At 41.1% G+C, this 21,575-nt stretch carries 17 protein-coding genes; 9 read left to right on the top strand and 8 right to left on the bottom strand.

Translation table 11 applies throughout. The features are described from left to right. Positions 1 to 67: 67 nt before the first annotated feature. Positions 68 to 751, top strand: a complete 684-nt coding sequence (locus FTV11_RS01855; RefSeq protein ID WP_180050478.1) for a hypothetical protein — start codon at positions 68 to 70, stop codon at positions 749 to 751. A gap of 88 nt (positions 752 to 839) precedes the next feature. Here the strand turns inward: FTV11_RS01855 and pta are convergent, their stop codons facing one another. The 3 genes from pta to FTV11_RS01840 form a co-directional block, all read right to left on the bottom strand. Next, positions 840 to 2,981: a phosphate acetyltransferase gene (gene pta / locus FTV11_RS01850; RefSeq protein ID WP_180004548.1), complete on the bottom strand. Its 2,142-nt coding sequence runs from the start codon at positions 2,979 to 2,981 to the stop codon at positions 840 to 842. 59 nt (positions 2,982 to 3,040) lie between these two features. Then, positions 3,041 to 4,258, bottom strand: coding sequence for an acetate/propionate family kinase (locus FTV11_RS01845; RefSeq protein ID WP_180026008.1), 1,218 nt, complete (start codon positions 4,256 to 4,258; stop codon positions 3,041 to 3,043). Between the two features lie 492 nt (positions 4,259 to 4,750). After that, complete coding sequence (locus tag FTV11_RS01840; RefSeq protein ID WP_078189652.1) at positions 4,751 to 6,016, bottom strand: glutamate-5-semialdehyde dehydrogenase; 1,266 nt, start codon at positions 6,014 to 6,016, stop codon at positions 4,751 to 4,753. A gap of 303 nt (positions 6,017 to 6,319) precedes the next feature. On the opposite strand from FTV11_RS01840, the gene FTV11_RS01835 reads away from it, so the two are divergent. Then, the gene (locus FTV11_RS01835) at positions 6,320 to 7,648 is read left to right on the top strand and encodes an alpha/beta fold hydrolase (protein ID WP_180026007.1); all 1,329 of its coding nucleotides are present in this window, start codon (positions 6,320 to 6,322) and stop codon (positions 7,646 to 7,648) included. Between the two features lie 26 nt (positions 7,649 to 7,674). Here the strand turns inward: FTV11_RS01835 and FTV11_RS01830 are convergent, their stop codons facing one another. Continuing rightward, positions 7,675 to 8,544 (bottom strand): class I SAM-dependent methyltransferase, encoded by an 870-nt coding sequence (locus FTV11_RS01830; protein ID WP_180073284.1) that lies wholly within the window; start codon positions 8,542 to 8,544, stop codon positions 7,675 to 7,677. Between the two features lie 130 nt (positions 8,545 to 8,674). Next, positions 8,675 to 9,697, bottom strand: coding sequence for a beta-N-acetylhexosaminidase (gene nagZ, locus FTV11_RS01825; RefSeq protein ID WP_180034909.1), 1,023 nt, complete (start codon positions 9,695 to 9,697; stop codon positions 8,675 to 8,677). 200 nt (positions 9,698 to 9,897) lie between these two features. Between nagZ and FTV11_RS01820 the strand changes: the two genes are divergently transcribed. From FTV11_RS01820 to FTV11_RS01790, 7 genes are all read left to right on the top strand, one after another. Beyond that, positions 9,898 to 12,108: a carboxy terminal-processing peptidase gene (locus FTV11_RS01820; protein WP_180073283.1), complete on the top strand. Its 2,211-nt coding sequence runs from the start codon at positions 9,898 to 9,900 to the stop codon at positions 12,106 to 12,108. A 431-nt stretch (positions 12,109 to 12,539) separates the two neighbouring features. Beyond that, positions 12,540 to 14,606 carry a bifunctional diguanylate cyclase/phosphodiesterase gene (locus FTV11_RS01815; protein ID WP_180026003.1) on the top strand — a complete coding sequence of 689 codons (2,067 nt, stop codon included), beginning with the start codon at positions 12,540 to 12,542 and terminating at the stop codon, positions 14,604 to 14,606. A 242-nt stretch (positions 14,607 to 14,848) separates the two neighbouring features. Further along, positions 14,849 to 16,441, top strand: coding sequence for a peptide chain release factor 3 (locus FTV11_RS01810; RefSeq protein WP_078192693.1), 1,593 nt, complete (start codon positions 14,849 to 14,851; stop codon positions 16,439 to 16,441). 106 nt (positions 16,442 to 16,547) lie between these two features. Further along, positions 16,548 to 17,375 carry a hypothetical protein gene (locus FTV11_RS01805; RefSeq protein WP_180025996.1) on the top strand — a complete coding sequence of 276 codons (828 nt, stop codon included), beginning with the start codon at positions 16,548 to 16,550 and terminating at the stop codon, positions 17,373 to 17,375. Positions 17,376 to 17,449: 74 nt separating this feature from the next. Then, complete coding sequence (locus FTV11_RS01800; RefSeq protein WP_180073282.1) at positions 17,450 to 18,415, top strand: RsiV family protein; 966 nt, start codon at positions 17,450 to 17,452, stop codon at positions 18,413 to 18,415. An 8-nt stretch (positions 18,416 to 18,423) separates the two neighbouring features. Further along, positions 18,424 to 19,245 carry a TatD family hydrolase gene (locus tag FTV11_RS01795; protein WP_180025994.1) on the top strand — a complete coding sequence of 274 codons (822 nt, stop codon included), beginning with the start codon at positions 18,424 to 18,426 and terminating at the stop codon, positions 19,243 to 19,245. A gap of 151 nt (positions 19,246 to 19,396) precedes the next feature. Then, positions 19,397 to 20,203 carry an enoyl-ACP reductase gene (locus FTV11_RS01790; protein WP_078189642.1) on the top strand — a complete coding sequence of 269 codons (807 nt, stop codon included), beginning with the start codon at positions 19,397 to 19,399 and terminating at the stop codon, positions 20,201 to 20,203. 160 nt (positions 20,204 to 20,363) lie between these two features. On the opposite strand, the gene secB is transcribed toward FTV11_RS01790, so the two are convergent. The 3 genes from secB to FTV11_RS01775 are packed head-to-tail and all read right to left on the bottom strand — an operon-like array spanning position 20,364 to position 21,541. Further along, the gene (gene secB, locus FTV11_RS01785; protein WP_078189641.1) at positions 20,364 to 20,819 is read right to left on the bottom strand and encodes a protein-export chaperone SecB; all 456 of its coding nucleotides are present in this window, start codon (positions 20,817 to 20,819) and stop codon (positions 20,364 to 20,366) included. 39 nt (positions 20,820 to 20,858) lie between these two features. Further along, positions 20,859 to 21,113, bottom strand: coding sequence for a glutaredoxin 3 (grxC, locus tag FTV11_RS01780; protein ID WP_078189640.1), 255 nt, complete (start codon positions 21,111 to 21,113; stop codon positions 20,859 to 20,861). 20 nt (positions 21,114 to 21,133) lie between these two features. Further along, positions 21,134 to 21,541 (bottom strand): rhodanese-like domain-containing protein, encoded by a 408-nt coding sequence (locus FTV11_RS01775; RefSeq protein WP_078189639.1) that lies wholly within the window; start codon positions 21,539 to 21,541, stop codon positions 21,134 to 21,136. Positions 21,542 to 21,575 lie beyond the last annotated feature (34 nt).

The following is a 21,575-nucleotide window of genomic DNA, read 5'->3' as shown; positions in this document are numbered from 1 at the left end:
TTCAAAAATTAAGCTCGAAATTGACTTAATATATAAAACGAATATTTCAAAATTTTTTAATTTAGATATGACTTTCATCATTGCCCTTCAACTGAAGGATAGCATCGTTGTTACAGCAGATAAAAAAGTGGTTGTCATAAGTGAGGAAAAAATAGACAGCTTTAACGAATGTTATACATTAAAACTTCATACTTGGGATAATGGAATTATTATTGGAACAGGAGAGAGCTATGTAATACATCGGTCCATAGTTCTTTTCAAACAACTAGCGTATTCAAATATTCATAAACTACCTCAATGCTTAGAAATATCAAAACAAATCAGAGAATTAGAAATAGGGAAAAATCACTATCAGGTCGAGAATACCAAACTTCTTTGTAGTAGCTATAGTGAAAATGGAGCTCAACTTTATAAGATAGAGCGTTTTGATAGTGCACAACCTCTTACATTCACAGAGATTGAACCAATGGATATCACAGTATGGATGTTTGACCCCAATATTGAATTAATTTCCACAGATCTACAGAATCTATATACAGATTTAAAAGACTATGCAGCGTTTTCTAATCAAGCAGAATGGATCAATTACTATCTTAACCGTATCGCTCCGATTTACAAAAAGCAAAGCCAGCAAGATTCACTGATGAGTCAGAGCTTTGATTTCTTTTTTCAAGCGAAGAATGAATACATTATTGGTCATGTACCAAATACTCAAAATTCAGCCATAGAATTTAAAAGAAATTTCTACTAATTCTGAGTCTTTTCAACATAATGGCAGTTATACAAAACAAAAAACCACCCAGTCTTTCGAAAGGGTGGTTAAGAACTCGAAACTAAAATTAAGCTTCTTGTTGTTCGGATTGAATCGCCGTTAATGCAATGGTAAACACGATGTCATCGACCAATGCGCCACGAGACAAGTCATTTACAGGCTTGTTTAAACCTTGCAGCATTGGGCCAACACTGACTACATTTGCAGAACGTTGAACTGCTTTATAGGTTGTATTACCTGTATTTAAGTCTGGGAAAATAAATACATTGGCACGACCAGCCACTTTCGAGTCAGGTGCTTTAGAGCGTCCCACACTTTCCACCGATGCAGCATCGTATTGAAGCGGGCCATCAATGAGTAAATCTGGACGACGTTCTTTGGCAATACGTGTTGCTTCAGCCACTTTCTCGACATCTGCGCCTGCACCAGAAGTACCTGTTGAATATGAAATCATCGCAATACGTGGGTCAATACCAAAGGCTTTTGCTGAATCTGCAGATTGAATCGCAATCTCTGCAAGCTGTTCTGCATTTGGATCTGGATTAATTGCACAGTCACCATATACATAGACTTCATCCGGTAACAGCATAAAGAATACTGAAGAAACCAATGAATAATCAGGTGCGGTCTTAATCAATTGGAATGCAGGACGTACAGTATTCGCCGTAGTATGTACTGCGCCTGAGACTAAGCCATCCACCTGATCGAGTGCAAGCATCATGGTGCCTAAAACCACGGTGTCTTGTAGCTGTTCGCGTGCTTGTAGATCATTGAGTTTGCCTTTACGCAGCTCAACCATTTTAGGCACATAGTTTTCACGAATCAGATCTGGATCAATAATTTCCAAATCATGTGGAAGTTCGATATTACGTGCTTTTGCAACTTCAATCACGGCTTCAGGTTTTGCCAATAAAATACAGTGTGCAATGCCACGTGATTGACAAATGGCAGCCGCCTGAATGGTGCGTGGTTCATCACCTTCAGGTAGAACAATTCGTTTTTTCGCAGCAATAGATTTTTGTACCAATTCATGACGGAATGCAGAAGGGGACAAGCGTGGTTGATATGAACCATTTAATACTTCAGTAATCCATTCAGCATTGATGTGGCTTGAAACAAAGCGGGTCACTTGTTCTGCACGTTCTACGTCATCGACAGGAATTTCATTGCCTAAATTTGAAAGTTGTTGTGCCGTTTCAAAAGTGCTTAAAGGCGTATGTAAAATCGGTAAGCCTTGCTTAATCGCAGTTTGGCAGAAATCCAAAACTTGTGGGTTCGGTTGATGGTGTTCAGTCAAAACTAAACCGGCAAGTGGAATACCATTGCTACTTGCAAGGCTAGAAGCCAACAACACATCAATACGGTCAGAGGCGCTGATAATCAGTTCGCCTGCCACAAATTTGTGAAGTTCATGTTCAATATTCGATGCAACTAGGCTGCTATGTAGTACGCGGCGATGAGCGGCATCGCCTTGGTTGATCCATTCCGCTTGAATATGCGTCGCCAAGTCAGACATGCGCGGTACGCTGAGCGTATTACTAAATGGAACGAGGCCAATAACAGGTAGCTGTGTAGAACCAATTTGCGGATTACTTTGTTGTAATTCGAGTACAAATTTATTGGTGTCACTAATTAAACGCAGATTTGGATCAAGTGTGACAGGAATTTGCGCAGACTCTTCTGGCAAGCCACGTGTGCGCATAAACAAAACACCCGCAGTACGTTCAGATGCCGCACCACCAAATTGGCGTAGTGAACTGTCAATTTTCTCAGCCGTTTTCGTGGCATTTTGAATATCTGCTGTGCTGACAATAATCACTTTGGCATCGAGTGCTTTTGCTAAAGTCGCATTCAGTTCTGAGGCAAAGTTATCTCGGCTGTTTGGAACCAAGCCTTCAACAATAATTAGGTCATGCTTTTTTGCAATTTCACGGTGCAAACGAACCGCTTCTTCGAGCAGTTCATCACTTTCATCATGACTGAGTTGTTTCACGATGGTGGCATGGTGAATGGGTTCTACCGTTTCATTATTAAATAAATGACGATAAAGAGCCGTTGTACGGTCTACAGTATCTGCGACATTTTCCTGTGAAAATGGTTTCAGAAAACCTGCTTTGACCCCTTGGCATTCCAAAGCATAAATTAAACCTAAGCATGCAGATGTTAAACCTACACCTTCCCCAGTTGGCACGAGTAAAATTGTTTTCATACGGTGTCTAAATTAAAGCTAAAAATTAATATTGAAGGCGAAGGGGCTGATGCGATTGCTTATGCAATCGCAGCTTCAGCATCAGGCTTTTTTGTAGCAGACGCTGTCACCTCGTCTACAACATGCTCAGTTTCTTTGGCAATACGGCCTTCTTCATCGGTAGGAACAACCCAAATTTGTGGGCCAGTACCGTGGTCAATACGACCTTCCGTACCGCGTTTTAGGTTGTCATTTAATTCTTTACTCAGGTTGAAACCAAAGTGTGGTAAGTATGAAACCGTTTTTTCACGAATGTAGGCAGAATTTTCACCAATACCACCGGTAAAGAATAAACCGTCAATACGTGGTAGACCACAGCTGAGACCTGCTAAAGATTTTGCTAAACGGTAGCAGAATACTTCAATGGCAAGCGCGGCATCTTCGTTGCCTTGTTCCGATGCTTCGATCAATGTACGCATGTCATTTGAAAGATCAGACAAACCGAGTAGGCCTGATTGGCTGTTCAGCATTTTGTCGATTTTGTAGATATCCCAACCTAAGTTGCTCGCAAGGAAGCTGTGAATACTTGGGTCAACATCACCACTACGTGTGCCCATGACCACACCTTCAAGAGGTGTTAGACCCATTGACGTATCTACAGATTGACCATTCCAAATCGCACAAGTCGAGCTACCATTGCCTAAGTGAGCAGTTAACCAGCCACCTTGTTTAAAGCTGCCTGCCAACATTGAGCCACGCTCAGATACGTAGGCATGGCTTGTACCGTGGAAGCCATAACGACGCACGTTATGCTGTGTGTACAAGAATTTTGGTAAAGCATAGCGGTATGCATGAGACGGCATGGTTTGGTGGAATGCAGTGTCAAATACGGCTACTTGCGGAAGTTCAGGGAACAAACGCATGGTTGCTTCGATACCCACCAAGTGAGCCGGGTTATGCAATGGAGCAAGTGGAGTTGCTTCACGAATACGTTCAATAATTTCTGGTGTTAATAGCTCAGCTTTGGTTAATGTACCGCCGTGAACAACGCGGTGACCAATCGCTTGAGGATTATGGTGAGCCAAACGCTCTAAAATAGTTTCGAGGGCTTTTTCATGGTCAGCATATGGAATAGACAGCTCAAGCGCATCACCACCTGTAGTGACCCCTTTAATACGTGCATCAGCAGAACCTAGGTTCTCGGCTAGACCAAAAATACGATCTTCACGGCGCTCAGAAACTAACGCATATTTGATAGAAGAAGATCCGCAGTTAATTACTAATACTGATGTAGACACGTTTAAATACCCGAATTCTAATTGAAATACTTATCCATAATATTGATCTGATTGCAGTTGTATTGATTGATGCAATTTAGATCTGTGATGATGTTTTATCATGGGTTTTTTTATCGTCCTAGATAGACTTTAGGAGATTAGACTTAAGCACTATCGACCCTGAGCACAATAATAATTAAAATTTATCAGTTCATAGTTTTCATTTATTAATAAAATAATCCTCAAAATTTATACGATTTAAGGGATATACATAGAACATAACATGCGGTTGCTGCGCTGTAATCCTCAAATTGTTGCAAAAAGCAGGTAATTTGAACTTTTCTTATTCTTCTTAAGCATTTAATTGTCAAAAAATCTGTTTTCGATTCTATATCCTGTGTGTTTGCAGGCTTATATTTCAATATGTGAACCCTGGGTCTAGTTTTTTAAATCGCCATAAAAAAAGCTGTGCCTTTAATCAGAAAAGCACAGCTTTCATTGTCTTATTGGGTGTTATTGGCGAATTTGACCATCACCAAACACAATCCATTTTTGAGAAGTTAGACCTTCTAGACCGACTGGTCCGCGTGCATGGATTTTATCGGTTGAAATACCAATCTCAGCACCAAGACCATATTCAAACCCATCCGCAAAACGCGTTGAGGCATTGATCATCACTGAACTCGAATCTACACGCGCCAAGAACTGACGAGCCAGACTAAAGTTTTCGGTAATGATCGAGTCGGTATGGTGTGAGCCATATTTGTTGATGTGCTCGATCGCTTCATCTAGGCCAGTAACGACTTTCACTGCCAAAATCGGGCCTAAGTATTCGGTGTACCAATCTTCTTCAGTTGCAGGAACAATCGATTCACCCAAAATGCGCTGGGTTTCAGCACAGCCACGAAGTTCAACTTTTTTCTCAGCATAAAGTTCAGCAATGCGTGGTAAAAACTCTTCAGCGACATTTTCATCGACGAGCAAGGTTTCCATGGCATTACATACGCCATAACGGTGTGTTTTGGCATTAAGCGCAATAGGTAATGCTTTTTGCAAATCAGCCTGAGCTTCCACAAAAACATGGCAGTTACCATCAAGATGTTTGATAACAGGCACACGTGCTTCATTGGTGATACGTTCGATTAAGCCTTTGCCACCACGAGGTACGATCACATCGACATATTCAGGCATAGTAATTAATTGGCCAACCGCAGCACGGTCTGGGGTATTAAGCACTTGAACGGCATGCTCAGGTACACCTGCAGCAGTTAAGCCATGTTGAATCGCTGCCGCAATTGCTTGGTTAGATTCCAAAGCTTCAGAACCACCACGTAAAATAATCGCGTTACCTGATTTAAGCGCTAAAGATGCGGCTTCAAGCGTTACATTCGGGCGAGATTCATAAATCATGCCGACAACACCTAGCGGCACGCGCATTTTGCCCAGCTGAATACCTGTCGGACGAAAGGCCATATCGGTAATTTCGCCAATCGGGTCAGTGAGTGCGATTACATCTTTTAGACCTTGAAGCATGCCTTTAAAGCGTGTGGGGGTAAGTTCTAAGCGATCAAGTAGAGCACTATCCAAGTTGTTGTTATGCGCTTTGGTCATATCCACTTGGTTAGCTGCCAAAATTGCAGTTTCACTGTTTTGTAAAGCAGTATAAATTGCTGATAAGGCATTATTTTTAGTCTGGGTAGAAGCCCCTGCGAGCACACGTGATGCTGTGCGTGCTTGCTGTCCTACCGTTTGCATGTATTGTTCAATAGACTCTTGCATAGCGGTTTGATCACTTAGAAATTTCAACTCGATATTAACAGCCTGTGACTGAACAATGAAGCACTTAAGTGCATATTCGACTGTACATGCTGACCAGAATTAACATTTTGAAATTGTTTTTAGAACAAAAGTAGATAAGCGGCGGGGATATCAGTTGCTTGTAAAATGAACCTCTGTATAGAATGAAACAATAGCGACATTGAAGTCGTACAAATAACGATTAAAGAGCAGGACGCTAAGTCGAGCAGAGTCTCTAAATGAATTCCTGACAATAAAAATAAGGCAGGAATGGAGGAAAGGAATATGAATTCCATTATCCAAATGGATCCCACCGTACAGGAAAGTACGCATTACAGTTTTTTCGATCTGTATGACAAGCAAAGCTTTAAACAGCCTGCCAGAACGACATGGATTGATGGCTGGAAGGTCGAATATATGGCCATTGCACAACCTGAAACCATTCATCGCACCCCGATTGTTATTATTGGTGGGGCATTTCAAAACTTTAATTCCTACAAATATTGTGTCGAACAATTATTTGCGGCAGGCCCAATTATTTTAATTGATTTACCCTCCATGGGCTCAAACCAGCAAATTACCAATGTCGATACTTCGGTGTCGGCAGGGACTTTAGAGTTGGGTGATCTGGCACAGATGTTAGGCGTTTGGTTGGATATCGTCGGGCTAGAAAAAGTATCCGTGATGGGGATGTCGCTCGGTTCAGTGGTGGCTGCAGGACTGGCGGATCAACGTCCTGAATTGATTGACCGCATGATATTGATGGGCGTAATGCAAAAAACGCGCAAGAGCTGGCGCATGTTGCTTGAAGAATCCTTGCATTTGATGAAAGAACAGCGCATGGATGAATTTGGTCAAGCGGTGATTTTGTATTTGGTTAATCATGCCAAACTGGATGTGACGCGGATGTCACCGACAGCAAAGCGTTTGTTCTTTAGACAAATGGCTGAATTCACCAATACCGAACAAGAGCGTTATGACATTAACTGTAACCGTTTGCTGCGTTTGCAAGACGTGCCGATTCCACAGTGTGATGTATTGGTGTCTTGCGGGCAGTACGACAGTTTTACTTTGCCACATGAAAATGCGGGCTTTGCCTTGCAATGTCCGAATATGCAATTTGCCATGATTGCCAATGCGGATCATTTACCGCAGTTGCAACGCCGTAAGGAAACCATGAATTTGTTTGCAACTTATCTACGCGGTGAGTCTATTCAGCAGTTGGATGGGATCATTCCAATGAGCCGAGAGCAAATGCAAAATATTGAACGCCGTGGCGAAGCGCGTGTAAGTGTACAACAGCCATTCACGCATTTATCTCATCGCCATTCAGACCTCGTGGTTGAAACTCAAATTACGGATTTAAATTATTTCGGCGTGTTGCTGAATGTACAGGCTGAAATGTTGGACTCCATGCACGCATATCCTCGGGATTTGGCATTACATCTAGAAGACGAAGAAGGTGAGTTTAAAATTGAATGTCTCATCTTTGACGTTGTAGATACGCAGGTTCGTGCTTTGTTTAAGCATGGTAGTTTTGAGTTGGCGGAGCGTTTATTGCGCTTTGTACAACGCCAAAAAGAAGATGTGTTGTTATTAGAAGCCGTAAGTTAAAACATGAACATATAAAAAACAGCGCGTTAGCGCTGTTTTTTTGTTTTGGCATGGACCATCCAAACCAAATCGCCACAGTGCTGCTCTGCATCGTGGAAAGGAATCACTTGTTCTTGTTGCTGTTGTGGAAAGTATAAGGCCGGCTGAACGACGTCTACTTCTTCAAATCCTGTATGACTGAAAAACTGCTGTAATTCAGCAGGGGATTGAAAATGAAAAGTAAAAGCGCTGCGAGACATGACTTTGAGTAATTTACTACTGGCCCAAATAAAACGTGCTAAACGGTTCTTGACGGGTTCAGGATAGATGTCGGTCAGATAATGTAATTCCTGAAATGAGGCGCCATATTCGGTGATCCCTTGCAATAATTTATTCAGTAGCGTTTGATCAAAATAATTAATTAGCCCTTCACTAATCACCACCAAAGGACGTTCAGGGTTGAAACTCTGAAAAATACGTTCAAAATCTTGTGTGAAAATGTCGCCAGTTAAGACCTCGGGGGCATGCGGGTCAATCTGTTTGAGTGCCTGTGTTTTGATTTTTGCCATATCCGGCAAGTCGAGTTCACGATAGTTAATTTCAGGATGCTTGGTGCGAAAATTCCAACCACGCGGGGAAAGGCCACAGGCAATTTCGAGGACTTGTAGCTGAGGGTGTTGGGTAATGAGTTGATCTAAATGTTGATCGATCATGGCATGGCGCTGTTTAAGCGTCGAACGCATGCTACCGCCCACATTCTTTTCTGCCCAGCTTTCTAAAGGATGGACTAAACGTGCTAAAAATTTACCTTTACGTGTGGCAAAAACGGGATGCGAAATCCCCATGCTGTACCAAATATAGCCGGTGTAATGTGCAGTAAAGGAAATGTGTCGATGTTCCGATAAACTTTGTGTCATGTCGTCCTGACCTAATGTTGTTTTTATTGGCAATTTTTGTATAGCGCCGAAGCACTTATTTTGTCTTCATCATAAATCAAAAAGGAGCACCTTGTCGTGCTCCATTTTCTAGAATTTTGAAAGTCTTGGATTAGCAATATTGATTTTTAAAATCCACAATACGGTTACGCACGTTTTGCCAGTCCGCTCCGAGTTCAATGCTTTGTCCAATCTCAATTTGTGGGATTTTACCGCGCATACGTTCTAAGCGTTCCTGATTTGGAAGAGCCAAGTTTTGAATTCCATCAAGCGCAATGCATGCAGATTCACGGTTATTACATACGAGGCCCATATCACAACCTGCATTTAATGCTGCTTGGATACGAGCATCTGCGCCGCCAGCGACACAAGCGGCTTGCATGCTTAAATCATCGGAGAATAAAACGCCATCAAATTGGAGCTCTTGACGTAAGACTTTCTGAATCCAATACGGTGAAAAACCAGCAGGGTTAGGATCAATATTTTCATAAATCACATGCGCAGGCATTAAGGCATCAAGCTGTGGTTGCAGTTGAATAAAGCTTTGCATGTCTTTTTGATAGATTTCTTCATAACTACGATGGTCAATGGCAGCAGCAACATGTGAGTCTGCTTTCACCGATCCATGGCCTGGGAAATGCTTACCTGTAGATGCCATCCCCGCACGTTTCATACCTTTTAAGAAAGCACTTGCCAATGGAATAATGTCTTGCATATTTTTGGCAAAACCACGGTCACCAATCACATCACTGACATCATTTAAATCCAGCACTGGTGCAAAACTGAAATCGATGCCGACCGCAAGGACTTCGGCTGCCATCAACCAGCCACATTGTTCAGCCAGTTCAACTGCTTTTTCAGGTTCAGTTAAGTAAAGTTCACCAAACTTACCCATAGCTGGTAGGAGTGTGAAGCCTTGCTTTAAGCGTTGTACACGACCACCTTCCTGATCGACGGCAATTAAAATATCAGGACGAATTTGACGCATATGGTCGGTCAGGGCACGAACTTGTTCAGGAGATTCAATGTTGCGACCAAATAAAATCATGCCGCCAACTTGTGGTGCCTGTAATAGTTCAATATCTTCTTGGGTAAGTTCTGTGCCAGCAATGTCGAGCATTAATGCGCCAATCATATTCGGTGTCCGTGTTGGAATTTTTAAGGAAAAACAATACCTGAATTCTGCAATGATTTGCTACACTTTGTCAGCAGAGAATATGATAAAACTACACGACATAAACATATTAAGTTGTTTAAGATTTTGAATCTATTCAATTCAGGTCGAAAACCAACACGGTAATATTGGTCTTAATACCAAGGAAGTACAAATTATTTATGAAACTTCAAACATTAGCTTGTGCCGTTGCGATTGCGACAGGTGGATTCTTTTTCACTCATGTGGTGAATGACGCAATTGCTGCCAATAATACAGAAGCAGTGAGCGCGGGTACCATTCAGCCCACACAAGAGCAAGCCTTGGTCTCACGTCAGCTTGCAACATTGGTAGACCGTCAACACTATTTAAACCAGCGTTTAGATGCCAATACCTCTAACCGTATTTTAGATTTTTATATTGATAGTTTAGACCCTGAACATACGTTGTTCTTGGCATCGGATATTGAAAATTATAAAAAACGTTATGGCTCAACTTTTGGTGCAAATCTCAAAGCGGGCAATTTAACAGGGCCGTATGCCATTCATGCGCAATATCGTGAGCGCTTAAAACAGTTCTACACCTATATGTTGGAAGAGCTGAAAAAGCCACAGAATTTAAATCAACCGAATAACTACATCGAAACCGATCGTGAAAAAGCGCCATTCTTTAAATCGACAGAAGAACAGCGTGCGCATTGGAATAAAATGTTGGTCTCTCAGCTGATCAACTTAACCATCAGCAAAGAAGAAGAGAAAGCCAAACAAAAAGCGTTGAAAGATGACCCAACACTGGCAAATGGTCAAGACTTAACAGGTCCTGAAGACTTAACACCTGTACAGACTTTAACCAAGCGTTATACACGTCAGTTAGAGCGGATTAGTCGTTTAAAAAGCGATGATGTGCTTGATAAAACTCTGAATGCCATGATGCTGACGTATGATCCGCACAGTAATTACTTTCCACCTGTAGATGCGATGGAATTGAACCGTCAAACCACGCTGCAATTGGAAGGGATTGGGGTATCGATCCGTCCTGAACGTGGTAATGAAGACTACACCAAAATCGAGACGATTGTGGAAGGTGGGCCAGCCAGCAAATCAGGACAAGTGAAGTCAGGCGATCGCATCGTTGGTGTTGCCCAAGATGGCGACAAAATGGTCGATGTGATTGGTTGGCCGAGCAATGAAATTGTCGGACTGATTCGTGGTAAACGTGGCACCAAAGTGACTTTACGTTTATTGGGTGCTGGTGCGTCCATGAATCAAGCGCGAAATGTCACTATTGTACGTGATGTAATTCAAGAAGAAGATGCAGGCGTGCGTTCACGTACCGTTGAAATTGAACGTGATGGCAAAAAACATAAGTTTGGTGTGATTGAAATTCCATCGTTTTACTTAAACTATCGTGCACGTCGTGCGGGTACAGATTACCGTTCTGTGTCGGAAGATACCAATAAAGCTTTAAAAACTTTAGATGCGCAAAATGTTGAAGGCATCATCATTGACTTGCGTAACAACCCTGGTGGCTCACTTGAAGAAGTAGCACGTATGCTTGGACAAGTGATTAAATCAGGTCCAGTGGTGCAAATCCGTGATGGTAATGGCAATGTCAGCGTGTTTGAAGATGATGATGGTGGCGCGCAAACTTATGCAGGCCCATTGGCGGTATTGATTAATTTGGCTTCGGCTTCTGCGAGTGAAATTTATTCTGCTGCGATTCAAGACTATGAGCGTGGTGTGGTGATTGGTAGTACCACAACGGGTAAAGGAACAGCGCAGGTACAACTTGACTCTTTAGCCTATGGTCAAGCAACCTTAACGCAACGTAAATTTTACCGAGTGACGGGCGGCAGTACCCAAAATAAAGGGGTCGTACCGGATATTAAGCTGGTCGATATTTACAATGAAGAGTTTGGTGAGCGTAAATCGAAAAATGCTTTACAGTGGGATACTATTCCAACTGCACCGTTTAAACGTGAAGGCTCGATCCAAGCCTATGTTCCAGATTTGATTAAGTCATCTCAGCAACGCGTCACGATTGATCCTCAATTTAAGTATTTAGAGCAACGTACAGCGATTGCAAAAAAGACGGATGAGCAAAAGCGTGTGGTACTCGACTTAACGAAGCGTAAAGCTGAATTGTTGGCACTTGAGCAAAAGTCTTTGGATGCTGAAAATCAACGTCGTAAAGTGGTGGGTCAAAAGCCTTATGCCAACTGGGAGAGCTACCAAGCGTCTATGGATGCATTGGTGGAAGCACGTGCGAAAATGAAGGCGAACCAACGTCCAGCACTGCCTGAAGAAGAAGTCTTTGTGATGGAAGCAGCGAATGTGCTAATGGACTATGCCAAATTACAAGGTACGAATCCAACAACAGCAGCCAAAAAGTAAGCCATTCATCCATAAAAATATTGAGCTGATTGCTTAAGTTTTTGACGGAAAAGATGAATTTACCTATTGAGAAATAGCGAGCTACGGCTCGCTATTTTTTTGTGTAGAGAGGCATGATTTAAATCTAGAAAACAATATAGAAATCAATCTAATTTATTCATTTTATTATGGTTAGAAACTGTTCTAAAATAAAAACCACCTGATGCATTTTTTATCAAAAGTTTAAGTTTTAGTGAACTTGATCAAGCTTTCTTTTTTTAAATTAATCAGTTGCTTAAAATCTTGAAAGAAAGACTTGACCATTATCGTAGACTAATAGATTCTAAGGGAAAATAAGTAAGTAATTGAAAACGTAACAAGTTAAAGGGAAGAGATAGATTGGGTAATTCGGTTAAAGAAAGTGCCACGATAACCTAAGCGGAACGCTTGATATGACTCATATTCATTATGATTACAGTCTGGTCGCTGGTTCAATCGTAGTTGCATTATTAAGTTGTTACTTTGCTGTTTCACTCGAACAAATGTTGTTTCGTGGAACACGACCAAGATATGAAAATGTCATTTTATTCTTCAGCGGTGCAATTTTAGGTGCTGCGATCTGGTGCATGCATTTTGTAAGCATGATAGCCAGCCATTTGCCTTCAAGCCATAGTTTCGATACCAGTCTGACCCTGATATCCTATTTTATTGCTTTCGTTGCTTCCACTTTTGCTGTGTGGTTAACCACACGACAGACATTACCTTTTCCTCGTTTAATTTTAGGTTCAGTGTTAATGGGCCTTGGCATTTCCGGCATGCATTATACCGGTATGCTGAGTTTAGCCGTTCAGGGCTATGAACAACGGTATGAACCTTTAATTGTTATCTGTTCAATTTTAGTTGCGATCTGTGGTTCGGGTTTGGCCTTTTGGATGACGTTTAAAAATAAATATTCGCCAAAACGGAATATTTTGAATGTCTTTGTCGCATTAATGCTGACTTTTAGCATTGTGGCTATGCATTATATTGGTATGGCGGCTGTTGATTTTGTACCGCTAAACTCGATGGATGTATTGGTGGCAGCGCAGATAAACCATAATTTATTGCTGTTTATTGTCTTATTTGTCACCAGTTTATTGTTGATGGCAGCCTTTAGTGTAGCGGTATTAGAACAACGTTTAGAGCATCGCAGTTTACAGTTGATGCGTGCAAATCGAGAATTGGCCAATCAAGCGGTACAAGACAATTTGACCCGTTTACCTAATCGACTGTTTTTGGCTGAATATGCACATTTTCTATTTACAGAGCATCGCTTAAGACAAGATAAAATTGCTTTTATTTATATTGATATCGACCGTTTTAAAGCGGTCAATGATGTGTTTGGACACCATGTGGGTGATCAATTGCTGATTCAAATTGCCACGCGAATTCATCGTTTAATCGATGATCAAGCCAAATTGCTACGAATCGGTGGCGATGAGTTTCTGATTGTGCTTGAGTCGGCAAGCAATGACTCTGCGACAGCAATGTCTGAAAAAATATTGGAATTGATGCAAGAAAGCTTTTTGATTGCAGGCAAGGAAATCAATATTTCAGGCAGTATTGGTATTGCGATGTACCCTGAACATGGTGCGAACCTACAAGATCTGCTGATCAATGCAGATACAGCAATGTTGAGTTCAAAGTATCAAGGGCGGAATACCTATTCATTTTTTAATTATACCGCTGACCAATTTGAAGAAAAAAGTCAGACGAAACTGATCAATGATTTATATAAAGCGGTAGAAGAACAACAATTTATCTTATTTTATCAGCCAAAATTCAATGCCACTGATCGTGAAATTTGTGGGGTTGAGGCCTTAATTCGTTGGAATCATCCAACCTTAGGTATGCTGACGCCAAATAAGTTTATCAATGGTGCGGAAAAAACTGGACTGATTATTGCCATGGGCTATTGGGCGCTTGAAGAAGCCTGTAAGCAAATTCAGCACTGGGAAAAGCTGAATATGCCGCTGTATCCGATTGCGGTCAATTTATCGGCCATCCAGTTTGAGCATAAACATTTATTTAGTACTTTAGAGTCGCTTTTTGCACGTTATGAAATTAACCCGTCAAATTTAATTATTGAAATTACCGAGTCAACAGCGATGCATCATATCGATGCCAGTATCGTGACTTTTGAACATTTGAGACAGATGGGGATTAAAGTTGCGATTGATGACTTTGGAACAGGACATTCAAGTTTCTTGTATTTAAAAGAACTACCTGTAGATGAGCTGAAAATTGACCGTGAATTTATCCGCAATTTGAGCGTTGGCTCTAAAGAAGAAATTATTTTAGAAAGTATTATTCACTTGGCAATTCGACTGGGGCTAACAGTCACTGCAGAAGGTGTAGAGACAGAACAACAAGCAGAAATTTTAAAACGTTTAGGTTGCCAACAGTTACAAGGATATTTGTTAGGAATGCCGATGCCAGTGGTACAGCTTGAAGAAAGCATGAAAGCGAAAGTTGAATAAGGTCATTTGTAGTCTGATCGCATTGCCAATGTGTATAGAAAAAAAGAAAATGAAATGTGCTATATCGTCGATAAAAACAGGTCGTCATCCAATGTAAAACATCAAGACACGCCACGCTAAGATTTTGACTCAACCCGATGTGGTTGATTATTTTTAATGGTCAATCTGATACAATATCGCCAATTTTCCATATTGATCAGATCTGATCTTTTGCACTGCGAGTTTTGCAGTAGGTGTCTTTCATGAGTTTTAAAGAAGAATTAGCGACACAGGTCGCTCAGCGACGTACTTTCGCTATTATTTCCCACCCCGATGCCGGTAAAACCACAATGACAGAAAAACTGTTGTTATGGGGACAGGCGATTCAGGTTGCAGGTATGGTAAAAAGCCGTAAATCTGATCGTGCGGCAACGTCTGACTGGATGGAAATGGAAAAAGAACGTGGGATTTCGATCACCACTTCGGTTATGCAGTTCCCGTTTAAAGACAAGATGATTAACTTGCTCGACACCCCAGGGCATGAAGACTTTTCTGAAGATACCTACCGTACATTAACTGCCGTTGACTCTGCACTTATGGTGATTGATGGTGCAAAAGGTGTCGAAGATCGTACGATCAAGTTGATGGAAGTGTGTCGTATGCGCGACACGCCGATTATTTCATTCGTCAACAAAATGGACCGTGAAATTCGTGAGCCATTAGAATTGCTTGATGAAATCGAAAACGTTTTAAAAATTAAATGTGTTCCGATTACTTGGCCACTGGGCACAGGTCGTGACTTTGCCGGTGTATTTAACCTACTCGAAGAAAAGTTCTACGTTTATAAGGCAGGTTTCGGTTCAACCATTACGGATATTGAAGTCCGTGATGGCTATGACTATGCAGATTTGCGTGAAAAAGTCGGTGATCTCGCTTGGGCTGCATTTGAAGAATCATTGGAATTGGTTCAAATGGCCAATGAACCTTTAGACCGTGATGAATTTTTGGCAGGTCGTCAAACGCCAGTCTTGTTTGGTACGGCACTCGGTAACTTTGGTGTGGACCACGTTTTGGATGCATTTAGTCAATATGCGCCTGAACCTAAAGCACATCCAACTCAAGACCGTAAAGTTGAAGCGACTGAAGAAGGCTTCACTGGTTTCGTCTTTAAAATTCAAGCCAATATGGATCCAAAACACCGTGACCGTATTGCATTCATGCGTATCTGTTCGGGTAAGTATGAAAAAGGCTTAAAAATGAAACATGTGCGTCTAGGTAAAGATGTGCGTATTAGTGATGCCTTAACGTTCCTTGCCGGTGACCGTCAACACCTTGAAGAAGCATGGCCGGGTGACATTATCGGTTTGCATAACCATGGTACGATTCAAATCGGTGATACTTTCACTTCGGGTGAAGATTTACATTTTACCGGTATTCCTCACTTCGCCCCTGAAATGTTCCGTCGCGTGCGTTTAAAAGATCCTTTGAAGTCAAAACAGCTACAAAAAGGCTTAAAAGAACTTTCAGAAGAAGGGGCTACTCAGGTCTTTATGCCTCAAAACAGTAACGACTTAATCGTGGGTGCTGTGGGTGTGCTTCAGTTTGAAGTTGTGGCTTATCGTCTGAAAGAAGAATACAAAGTTGATTGTATTTATGAGCCTGTAAGTATCAATACCGTACGTTGGGTATCGTGTGATGACGAGAAAAAATTCAACGAATTTAAGAAAAAAGCACACGACCAATTGTCTGTCGATGGCGGTGGTCATTTAACTTATCTTGCACCAAGTCGTGTGAATTTACAGTTAATGCAAGAACGTTATCCGGATATCGTGTTCAGCAATACACGTGAACACTAAGTTGTTCTTTTACAGAAATAAAACAGCTTCTTCGTGAAGCTGTTTTATTTTGTGGTAGAGTTTTTAAATCCATACATTACGCAATCATTTGGTCGTTTAGGACATCATGAAAAAATTCAAGGATGCTACAGTTTTTGCACTTTTGGGGAGTGTTTTGCTGCTCAGTGCATGTGATTCAGGAAAAGAAAACAAAGCGACAAAGCCGGCCGACGGTGGTGCTTCTGAAGCGGCTGTGATTAATCCAGATGTTTTGCCTTATTTAAATATCCAAGAGCAAGCCGCAAAAATCGCCAAACCGTTTTGTGAAAATAAAAGTTGTATTGATTTAGAGATACAAACCATTCAGACCGTAGATACATGGTTGAATGGCTGGATTGAAAAGAATCAGGCCAGCGTCGTACAAGATCAGATTGCATTAAAGCAAAATATGAATCTCCAACAAGCCGTCGATGCGTATGTGAAAAAATCAGATGCTTGGCAGGCAGAGTTTAAAACCAATAAAGCCTATGAATTGGCCATGTACACACGAGTTCCATATCAACAGAATCAATATGTGTTGCTGCAAATCGGTGTTGATACCAAACAGGAAAATATCACGGTCAAAGAGCGTTATTATTTTTTTGTGGCAGACCGCCGTGCGAAAAAGAATCTTAAACCTTTAGATATTATTGATGCAAAGCAACAGCAAAATATGGATGCTATTGTGCAGCAAGCCTATAGCAAATGGCTAGATGAACAAGAGGTAGATGTCAAAAAATCGGCACCGAAAAAACTCTATTGGGGCCAAGCAGATTGGTTCTTTGATCAAGAAGGTGTCGGTTTGCATTACCGTACAGATGAAATTGTCAAAGATGGTAAACAACTGGATATTTATCTCAGCAAAGCACAAACACAACAAGTATTGAAAGCTGACGTTTATCAGCATATGTTCTAAACAACGAAAGTATTTAATTTGATAAGATATTTACCAAAATAAATATCAATCATTCGAAATGAAAGGTTGAAGCAATGGTGCAAAAAAATAAAATTTGGGCAAGCTCAATATTGGCAGTTTCTGTTGCATTCACGGCGTGTCAGCCACAACAAGCTGAACCTGAAAAAAAGCCGGATCAAGCCAAAACTGAACAGCCAGATTTGAGTGCAAAACTGATTGGTGATGCGGAAAAATTACAACTGAATTTACCTGAATGTGATGGCGGGGTCTGTCCTGAAATTTCAGTTGAACGCTTAAACAGTAATCAAGCCTTTATTGATGAATTTATTGATGCGAAAATCTTAAAACAGTTAGACGAAATTCTATCTATTTCGCCTTTAGAAGATAAGACGCTGAGCACTGATGCTCCCGCTGCAAGTGAAGTTCCTGCAGCATCTGAAACAAAATCTGCTTTGGCCAAGGTTGAAACGCCCAAATTAAAATTGGAAAAAGCCACGCAGCCTTATATGCAAGCGTTTTTAAATTTAGATAAAGAATTGAAATCTTTAAGTGCCAATCAGCAAATCAGTTTGATGATTAAACCTAAAATATTGAATGCTGAAAAACCCTTGGCAACAGTGGTTTTAAATACCAGTTCATATTTAGGTGGAGCGCATGGTTCTTCTGCACAGCAATATTATAACTTCGATTTAAGCACTCAAAAATTGGTACAGCTCAATGACATATTATTGCCTAATCAACGTGCAGAGCTTGAAAAGCGGGGCTATGAAGTCTTTAAAACTTGGGTGAAAGATGCCAAGTTGGCAGACAATATTCAAGAATACGAACAGATTTGGAAATTTAAACTGTCTGATAATTTTTATCTGAGTCAGCAAGGTTTAATTTTGCAATATGCCGAATATGAAATTGGGCCGTATGTGGTGGGTTTACCTCGCTTGACCATTCCCTATGATCAATTGCAAAGTGTATTGAAAAAGCAATATCTACCTCCAGTTGAAGCTGTTGAAGCTGTTGAAGCCTCAGCCGCAAAAGCAAATTAATTAGTTCAATGACTTACTCACTGTTTGATACGCATACGCATTTTGATGTCCCTGATTTTGACGCTGATCGGGAACAGTTGGCGTATGCTGCCAAACAGGCGGGTGTCGATGCGTTGGTATTGATTGGTTTTTTACAGTCACGTTTTCAAGATTTGCTGCAAACTCAAGAGTTTTTAGCTCGTTTATCCAATGTTCCAAAAAGCTATTTAGCTCCCGGCTTACATCCGTTTTATATTGAGCAACATCGTACAGAACATTTGCTCGATGTGGAGCAGATGCTAAAGCAGCATGATTGTGTTGCTGTCGGTGAAATAGGTTTAGATACCTTTTTGAAACAGCATAAACAGCCTGAACTTTTTCAAAAGCAGCAGCAGTATTTTTCCGCACAACTTGAGTTAGCACAGCAGTTTGATAAACCCATTTTGCTGCATATTCGCAAATCCCATGCGGAGGTGCTTTCGATGCTAAAGCAGCATCAATTTAAACTCGGTGGTATCGCACATGCATTTAGTGGTGGTGTTGAAGAAGCGAAGGCATTTACCAAACTAGGTTTTAAAATTGGTATAACAGGGCAAATCACCAATCCTAATGCAAAAAAATTACATCAAGTGGTTCAGACTTTGGATGTAGATCATTTGGTCTTAGAAACCGACTGTCCAGATATGACACCCTTATGTTGTCAGCATTCGACGGAAGGGCGTACTCGTAATACGCCGGTCAATTTGCCCTATGTCTTGCAGGGGTTAGCTCAGAGCTTAAACCGTACTGAATCTGAGATTGCACAGATCTTATGGACTAATTCATTACAAGCATTGCATCTGGACGCTTAAGGGCCAATAAATATTGATGCTGCTTGATTGAATCTAGTTTCATTCGCATCGTGCATGCAATGATGGTTTTCTAAAAAAAGGCGCATTATGCAATTTCTAAAATGCTTTAGACTTGGCATTATGCTGTTAAATTATTTTGAGTGAGTTTCACATGGCACAAGGACTATTGGCTGGCAAACGCTTTTTAATCGCGGGTATTGCAAGTAAGTTATCAATCGCATTTGGTATTGCGCAAGCTTTACATCGCGAAGGTGCAGAACTGGCTTTTACATATCCAAATGAAAAATTAAAAAAACGTGTAGATGATTTTGCTGAACAATTTGGTTCAACTTTAGTTTTCCCATGTGATGTCGCAGTGGACGCTGAAATTGATACCGCTTTTGCTGAACTTGCTAAACATTGGGATGGTCTAGACGGTGTTGTGCATTCAATTGGTTTTGCACCGGCACATACTTTAGATGGCGATTTCACTGATATTACCGACCGTGAAGGTTTTAAAATTGCTCACGACATCAGCGCATATAGCTTTATTGCGATGGCTCGTGCGGCAAAACCTTTATTGGCTGCACGTCAAGGTTGCTTATTGACGCTGACTTACCAAGGTTCTGAACGCGTAATGCCAAACTATAACGTTATGGGCATGGCAAAAGCGTCACTAGAAGCAGGCGTACGTTATTTGGCAACAAGTCTTGGTGCTGAAGGTATTCGTGTCAATGCGATTTCAGCAGGTCCGATTCGTACCTTAGCGGCTTCAGGGATTAAATCTTTCCGTAAAATGTTAGACCTAAATGAAAAAGTCGCACCACTTAAACGCAATGTAACTATTGAAGATGTCGGTAATGCAGCATTGTTCCTTTGCTCGCCTTGGGCAAATGGTATTACAGGTGAAATTTTGTATGTTGATGCTGGCTTTAATACTGTAGGTATGAGCGCTGATCTAATGGCAGATGCTGAGTAATTCTCTTTAAGTTCCCTCTCCCTTTGGGAGAGGGCGAGGGTGAGGGAATAAAAACCTCTCCCCTTGGAAACAGTGTTTCTCATCTCCTGGAAGGAGAGGGAATAAATAAAGCATAAAAAAGACCGCAAAAGCGGTCTTTTTTAGATTTGAAGATAAGCGATTAAGCTTGGCCTTCAGCAGCAGTTTGCGCACGTTGCAAATTCGCTTCGAATTCAGCATCGAAGTTAATTGGTGTAAGCAATAATTGTGGGAAGCTGCCTTTAGTAACCATATCGTTCACAGCTTCACGTAGGAATGGGAACAAGATATTTGGGCAGTAAGCACCAAGAATGTAAGGAAGACGTTCTTCTTCAACGCTATCGATCAGGAAGATACCTGCTTGAGTAACGTCAACGATAAATGCAGTGTCACCCGCATTGTTCGCTTGAACGACAACTTTCAGTGAAACTTCGAAGTGTGTTGGATCAACTTTTTCTGCAGAAGAAGAAAGGTTGATATTTAGTTCAGGCTGCCATTCTTTAGTAAATACTTGAGCCCCAGGTACTTCGAAAGAAATATCTTTAGTATAAATACGCTCTAATGCCAATTGTGGTTGAGCTTGTTGTTCTTCACTCATTGTTTATTCCTTAATATGAGGTGACATTTATGTTTAAAATTAAGATAGCATGCCGTCGAGTTTGCCTTCACGCTCTAAAGCATAAAGTTGGTCAAAACCGCCAATAAACTGATCATTAATAAAAATTTGAGGAACGGTACGGTGGTTGGTGCGTTGCATCAATTCAACACGTACTTCAGGCGCTTCATTGGATAAATTAATTTCTTTATAAGCCACGCCTTTACGCTCTAGGAGCTGTTTTGCACGAATGCAGTAAGGACATACAGTTGTTGAATAAATCGTAACTTCAGCCATGTTAATCTCCTAAGAAGCGCTTATTTGCTTTTAACTAAAGGTAAGCCTTGAGCTTTCCAGTTGCTAATGCCGCCGTCTAAACGGTATGCATCTGCATGACCGACTTGTTGCAATGCAGAACCTGCCACTTGACCAAGGTTACATACAAAAACCAACGGGCGATCAGAAGTTTTTAACTCTTCAATGTGTTTTGTAATTTGGCTATATGGAATATTACGGCTACCGCTAATATGACCTTCGCGGAAGTCTTTCGCATCACGTAAGTCAATCAATTGAGCATTTTTAGCTTTAACTAAAATCCCTAAAGATTGAGGTGAAATTTTGCGACCATTACGCTGGCCTTCAAGAATAAAGAACAGCACGACCAATACAGCCAGCGTTCCAAATAAGAAGGGGTGATTCCCCATAAATTCGAACCAACGTTCCACAATTCACCTAACTACAATTTTAAATTGCCAAGAG

Origin of the sequence: Acinetobacter sp. YH12231, assembly GCF_013417755.1 — a bacterium.
Taxonomy (GTDB): domain Bacteria; phylum Pseudomonadota; class Gammaproteobacteria; order Pseudomonadales; family Moraxellaceae; genus Acinetobacter; species Acinetobacter amyesii.
This window is presented reverse-complemented; position numbering and strand designations above follow the sequence as displayed.

Coding starts and splice junctions, on each gene's coding strand:
- FTV11_RS01855 (WP_180050478.1), top strand. CDS start 68: ATGACTTTCATCATTGCCCTTCAACTGAAGGATAGCATCGTTGTTACA.
- pta (WP_180004548.1), bottom strand. CDS start 2,981: ATGAAAACAATTTTACTCGTGCCAACTGGGGAAGGTGTAGGTTTAACA.
- FTV11_RS01840 (WP_078189652.1), bottom strand. CDS start 6,016: ATGCAAGAGTCTATTGAACAATACATGCAAACGGTAGGACAGCAAGCA.
- FTV11_RS01835 (WP_180026007.1), top strand. CDS start 6,320: ATGAATTCCATTATCCAAATGGATCCCACCGTACAGGAAAGTACGCAT.
- FTV11_RS01830 (WP_180073284.1), bottom strand. CDS start 8,544: ATGACACAAAGTTTATCGGAACATCGACACATTTCCTTTACTGCACAT.
- nagZ (WP_180034909.1), bottom strand. CDS start 9,697: ATGATTGGCGCATTAATGCTCGACATTGCTGGCACAGAACTTACCCAA.
- FTV11_RS01820 (WP_180073283.1), top strand. CDS start 9,898: ATGAAACTTCAAACATTAGCTTGTGCCGTTGCGATTGCGACAGGTGGA.
- FTV11_RS01815 (WP_180026003.1), top strand. CDS start 12,540: ATGACTCATATTCATTATGATTACAGTCTGGTCGCTGGTTCAATCGTA.
- FTV11_RS01810 (WP_078192693.1), top strand. CDS start 14,849: ATGAGTTTTAAAGAAGAATTAGCGACACAGGTCGCTCAGCGACGTACT.
- FTV11_RS01805 (WP_180025996.1), top strand. CDS start 16,548: ATGAAAAAATTCAAGGATGCTACAGTTTTTGCACTTTTGGGGAGTGTT.
- FTV11_RS01800 (WP_180073282.1), top strand. CDS start 17,450: ATGGTGCAAAAAAATAAAATTTGGGCAAGCTCAATATTGGCAGTTTCT.
- FTV11_RS01795 (WP_180025994.1), top strand. CDS start 18,424: ATGACTTACTCACTGTTTGATACGCATACGCATTTTGATGTCCCTGAT.
- FTV11_RS01790 (WP_078189642.1), top strand. CDS start 19,397: ATGGCACAAGGACTATTGGCTGGCAAACGCTTTTTAATCGCGGGTATT.
- secB (WP_078189641.1), bottom strand. CDS start 20,819: ATGAGTGAAGAACAACAAGCTCAACCACAATTGGCATTAGAGCGTATT.
- grxC (WP_078189640.1), bottom strand. CDS start 21,113: ATGGCTGAAGTTACGATTTATTCAACAACTGTATGTCCTTACTGCATT.